The following is a 5217-nucleotide window of genomic DNA, read 5'->3' on the forward strand; positions in this document are numbered from 1 at the left end:
TCGTCATCATCTTCAGGCTCTATTGGCTTCTCAAGATTCACTATCTTTCCCTTCCAATGGTACTCTATCTTTAAGAGGTTGAAGATCAGCCTCTGGGCCTTGGTCGGCACCATCCACAAGTCCTTATAAGTTATAGTCTTAACTTCCAGAGAAAGTATTACTCAATTGATCTGAGACCACCTTTCTCGTACTATAATTCTATACAATAATTGTAAAAGGAGAGTCTTTTCTATTGAAAATACTGGGTTGTTCTGCTATAATTTGAGTTAGAAAGTATTACTCAAGCAAGGCGGAACCGATGTATTTGAAAGCACTTGTCGACATCCCGGATGTGAGTGGAAAGATTGTAAGTCAGAAGAAGAAGGATTCAACCTACATCTTCTATGAGTATGATCGTGTCTATGATCCTGACAGGAAGTACAATGTTCCCAAGAGGGCTGTCATCGGGAAACTTTCACCTGACGATGAAAGGAAAATGTATCCCAATGGGAACTTCCTGAAGTACTTCCCTACTGCCGAGCTGTCACATATCAACCGTGACGTTTCCAGGAGCTGTTGCCTGAGAATCGGTTCCTGGCTGGTGATCAGGGACATCATCAGCCATTACGGCCTGTCTGATCTTGTTGAGGATGCCATCGGCAGGGATGCCTGGCTGTTTTTGGACTTGGCCGCATTTTCCATCGTCAGTGAGAACAATGAGGGTCAATACTATCCTGATTATGCATACAATCATCCCCTGTTCACCCAGGACATGAGAGTCTACAGTGATTCAAAGGTGTCCGAATTCCTGTCGACCATGCCACGGCGGTGCAGTGTGGAGTTTCTCAACAATTGGAATGCAAAACGGGACCACAGGGAGAAGATCTATATCTCCTATGACTCGACCAACAAGGATTGCCAGGCCGGCGACATCGAGATGCTCGAGTACGGCCATTTGAAAAGCGGCAAAGGGCTTCCCGTATTCAACTTCTCTGTAGCCTACGACAAGACCAACAGGGTCCCGCTCTTTTATGAGGCGTATCCCGGCAGCATCGTGGATGTCTCACTGCTGCAGTATATGTTGGAGAAAGCCAAGAGCTACGGCTACCGTCGTTGCGGCTTCATTCTTGACCGCGGGTACTTCTGCAAGTCGAACATCCAGTACATGGATGGTTGCGGCTATGAATTCATCATCATGGTCAAGGGGTCGAAACGTCTCGTCTCGGAGCTCGTAATGCAGCAGAAAGGAAGTTTCGAGATTGACCGTAGCTGTTTCATCAGGGGACACAGAATCTACGGAAAGACCGTGAAAGCGAGGCTTTTCGCTGATGATGGGAAAGACCGGCATTTCCATCTCTTCCACTCCACGGCCCTTGAACATTCACAGAGAAGCTCCCTGGAACTCGATCTTGAAAAGATGGAAAGGCTTCTTGAGAAGTACCGAATGAGGCCTGTGATCCTTCCTGATGCGTATGAACAGTACTTTGAGCTCTATTACAATGAGCAGGACAACGTTCTTGTCCACTGGAAAGAGCGAGCCGATGTAATCCAGCAGGAGCTGTCCCTCTGCGGGTACTTCGCCATCGTCACCTCGGAGAAGATGTCAGCACAGGATGCCATTGATCTGTATAAGAGCAGGGACTCCTCTGAAAAACTCTTCAGAAGCGACAAGACGTTCCTCGGCAACAGAAGCCTCAGAACCTATTCCCAGCAGTCAGCGGAAGCGAAGATCTTCATCGAGTTCGTTGCACTGATCATCCGCAACCGAATCTACACGCTGCTCAAGGATGAGATGGAGCGGATGGACAAGAGACCCAATTACATGACCATTCCCGCCGCGTTGAAGGAATTGGACAAGATTGAGATGGTCAGGCAATATGATGGAGTGTATCGACTTGACCATGCCCTGACAAAGACTCAGAAGACGATTCTTAAGGCATTCGGACTGGACAGTGATTCCGTTCACGCTTTGACGGTGACCATCAGCGATACGCTTGGCGGCAAACCTGCAGCGGCCGTACACTCCGGAGGGGGAAAACATGGCAAGAACTAAGACAATGGCATCTATTGATGCAAAGATCGCAAAAGCCCAGACTGCTGTTGAAAGAACCAAGAGTCGGTATGATGCTGCGATTGCTGAACTAGAAAAGCTCTATGCCGAAAAGCGGGAGCTGCAGATCAAGGAACTTGCAGCTGCAATCGATAAGAGCGGGAAAAGCTACGAGAATGTACTGACTTATGTGAAAAGTGATAAGCGCTAAACATCCGTAGGCCACTTTGAGTAATAAAATTTCAGGAAGTTCATATGATGTGACCTCTGTCAAGCAACAATTGCATATATTTCTAGAATTCTTTCATTACATTCTCTCCGGTTCAATTTTTATATTGATGTAAGGGATCCATAAACAGGCCGAATCAGTTTTTCAGCATTTGACCACTCTCATATACGTGGATTGGGTACCTACAGGCCAATGGTCCGCCTACTGCTCTTTCTGTCTAAGGGCGAGAATCATAATGGTTTGTGTCTCATAACTTCCTCGAAGGTAGCAAGATCTTGACTGTCGTCAGCCTGTCAATGCATCCCTCACACCTCCATTACTACTTTATATTTCTGTCCCTAGGCAACTTCACCATAGAGGTTCCCGGTCATCATACCCCAGACAAAACAGGCAATCTCTCTGGCACAGGCTGCCTTTGCCAGATTGGAGCTCTTTTCTTCCTGTATCATCTTTTTGTACTTATAGCGTATCCTTGATGTCCCTCGATCTGCATAGGCAATGACAGATGCAGGATTTCCGGCTTGCCTTGCTTTGAGGCGCTTGGATTTCTGGAACATCGTGGTCCTCGCCATGGAATTGGCACTTTCCGTTAGCAATTTTCTGATATGGCCGTTCCCTGCTTTCGTAATCCCTGTCATCTGAGTCTTCCCCCCACTGGATTGCTGACCGGGGCAAAGTCCGATATAGGAGGAGAATTCCTTTGCTGTGGCGAACCGTGAGAAATCCCCAATCTCACAGACTATCGCCATGGCTATGTGAGTATCAATCCCGCCAAAACAACGCAGAACTGCTATCTTTTTCCTATATTGATCATCTTGGGAGTATTCTTCAATCTGCTGGTCAAAACGCTCGACCGCTTCTTCCAGCCTGCAAACCTCGGCATAGTATTCATCGAAGGCCAGCTGGTCAGCTGGGAGCTCAAACGTAAAAGATTTAAGCCATGCCCTATACTTCTGGGTCCAGCTTGTACCTTTTTCAGGATAGTGCTTGCTCTTTCTGAGCAAAAATGACTGAATCTGTTGTTTGGCCCTTTTCAAAGCATCCTTCCTGTCATCCCTCATCCTGATGTAGTCCCGAGTGGCCTCATCCTGAACTGAGAGTGGGACGACTTCCTTGAAGGCTTCCAAATACAATGCCTTGGAAATTTTCCTGGCATCACCCCTATCCGTCTTTACCCTGTTGCCACCCTTTTTCTCTTAGATGGTGGTAGGGGCCATGACTTTGCAGTCAAGTCCAGCCTTAGAAAGATCCCTATGAAGGCCGAACCCTGTAGGCCCTGCCTCATAGCCGCTGATGACACTGACATTGGGCCCAACGTCTTTCTGCAATCGTATGATATAGTTGGCGACCATCTTTGAGCTGCTTGCAGTAGTGATTTCACCAACAAAAGAATTTGTTTCCGGGCAATAGGTGCATAAGGAGAATGAATCTTTGTGGACGTCGATGCCGATTGTGCGTATACTGGTTTTGTTTAACATGATGTGACCTCTCTTTTGTATGCGGTAATGCATACGGTAGTTTAAGTTATGACCACTGTAATGCCAAATCCGCGATATTGCAAATTCAGGGGTCACATCATATTGTTAAACAAATATTTGTTGAACTTGTTTTTATATTTTTAATCACTTCCCCCACACCGTCTCATTCACTATCTTCGCATAGCTCTGAATAAGCTTGACCACCTTCACCGATACGTTGGTGTCATGATAATCATCGGGCATCTCGGGTTTCTCATTGTTGTCCCGCATTGAAACTGCCATTTCTAGCGCTTGGGATATGTCCTTAGTTGTAATGCCGCCGATGACTACCGTCCCCTTGTCCAAGACTTCTGGACGTTCAGTGCTCGTCCTGATGAGAACTCCAGCGAAGTCCAGCATTGCCGATTCCTCACTGAGTGTGCCGCTGTCAGAGAGCACACAGTAGGCGTTCATTTGCAACTTGTTATAGTCGAGAAATCCAAATGGCTTGAGACTCTGTACCAAGGGATGAAACTGGAAGTTTCTCTGCTCGATAAACTTCCTGCTCCTTGGATGGGTACTGTAGATGACCGGTATCTGATACTCTTCAGCCATGTCGTTGATAGCATTCATCAGCGACATGAAGTGTTCTTCATTATCTATGTTCTCTTCTCGATGAGCAGAAACCAAGATGTATCTGTTCTTCTCGAGGTTCAGCCTTTGCAGCACGTCGCTTTTTTGGATCCCTTCCATGTGATTGTCTAGGACCTCACGCATGGGAGATCCTGTAACGAAGATTGTCTTACCGTCCAGCCCCTCAGAGAGAAGGTAGCGTCTGGAGTGTTCGGTGTACGGAAGGTTGATGTCACTTATGTGATCCACAATCTTTCGGTTGATCATCTCACTGACGTTCCAGTCCCAACAGCGGTTTCCTGCTTCCATGTGGAAGATGGGCACCTTCAGCCGTTTTGCACTGATGGCAGATAAGGCACTGTTGGTATCACCCAGCACCAACAGCGCATCGGGCTTCTCTCTCTGGATCACCTCATAGCTTTTGGCAATGATGTTTCCCATCGTCTCGCCAAGGTCCTTGCCTACGCTGTCCAGGTAATAGTCAGGAGCCCTCAGCCCCAAGTCTTCGAAAAACACCTGGTTGAGCGTATAGTCCCAGTTCTGTCCCGTATGGACCAGAATGTGGTTGAAATATTGGTCACACTTCTTTATGACTGCACTGAGGCGTATGATCTCGGGTCTTGTTCCAAGGATGGTCATCACCTTCATCTTTTCCATGTTGCTTAAACCTTCTCGAATACTGTATCAGGCTTCTCAGGATTGAACGGCTCATTGGCCCACATGAATGTGACCATGTCCTCAACTCCCAAATTGATGATGTTGTGGGTATACCCAGTGGGAATATCCACAACCTCGAGCTTCTCACCCGATACATGATAATCGATTACTATCTCTGTCCCGATTTTTCTGAACTGGATCAGGCCCTTGCC

At 47.2% G+C, this 5217-nt stretch carries 4 protein-coding genes and 2 pseudogenes; 2 read left to right on the forward strand and 4 right to left on the reverse strand.

Going from position 1 to position 5217, the window contains the following annotated elements:
* Positions 1-298 precede the first annotated feature (298 nt).
* Positions 299-2032, forward strand: coding sequence for an IS1634 family transposase (locus AB7C91_RS13440; RefSeq protein WP_428592291.1), 1734 nt, complete (start codon positions 299-301; stop codon positions 2030-2032).
* Positions 2019-2240 (forward strand): hypothetical protein, encoded by a 222-nt coding sequence (locus AB7C91_RS13445; protein WP_428592294.1) that lies wholly within the window; start codon positions 2019-2021, stop codon positions 2238-2240. Before AB7C91_RS13440 ends, AB7C91_RS13445 begins: the two co-directional genes overlap by 14 nt.
* Positions 2241-2596: 356 nt before the next feature.
* Here AB7C91_RS13445 and AB7C91_RS13450 read toward each other — a convergent pair.
* The 4 genes and pseudogenes from AB7C91_RS13450 to AB7C91_RS13465 form a co-directional block, all read right to left on the reverse strand.
* A pseudogene (locus AB7C91_RS13450) lies at positions 2597-3436 on the reverse strand (IS110 family transposase); the annotation flags it as partial.
* A gap of 18 nt (positions 3437-3454) precedes the next feature.
* Positions 3455-3610: a hypothetical protein gene (locus AB7C91_RS13455; protein ID WP_428592296.1), complete on the reverse strand. Its 156-nt coding sequence runs from the start codon at positions 3608-3610 to the stop codon at positions 3455-3457.
* A gap of 270 nt (positions 3611-3880) precedes the next feature.
* Positions 3881-5005, reverse strand: a complete 1125-nt coding sequence (gene wecB / locus AB7C91_RS13460; RefSeq protein ID WP_428592299.1) for a non-hydrolyzing UDP-N-acetylglucosamine 2-epimerase — start codon at positions 5003-5005, stop codon at positions 3881-3883.
* A gap of 5 nt (positions 5006-5010) precedes the next feature.
* A pseudogene (locus AB7C91_RS13465) lies at positions 5011-5217 on the reverse strand (capsular polysaccharide biosynthesis protein CapF); the annotation flags it as partial.

Origin of the sequence: Sphaerochaeta sp. (assembly GCF_050256055.1) — a bacterium.
Lineage (GTDB): Bacteria > Spirochaetota > Spirochaetia > Sphaerochaetales > Sphaerochaetaceae > Sphaerochaeta.

Excerpts from the sequence above, each read along its gene's own strand:
- AB7C91_RS13440 (WP_428592291.1), top strand. The coding sequence starts at position 299 with ATGTATTTGAAAGCACTTGTCGACATCCCGGATGTGAGTGGAAAGATT.
- AB7C91_RS13445 (WP_428592294.1), top strand. The coding sequence starts at position 2,019 with ATGGCAAGAACTAAGACAATGGCATCTATTGATGCAAAGATCGCAAAA.
- AB7C91_RS13455 (WP_428592296.1), bottom strand. The coding sequence starts at position 3,610 with ATGGTCGCCAACTATATCATACGATTGCAGAAAGACGTTGGGCCCAAT.
- wecB (WP_428592299.1), bottom strand. The coding sequence starts at position 5,005 with ATGGAAAAGATGAAGGTGATGACCATCCTTGGAACAAGACCCGAGATC.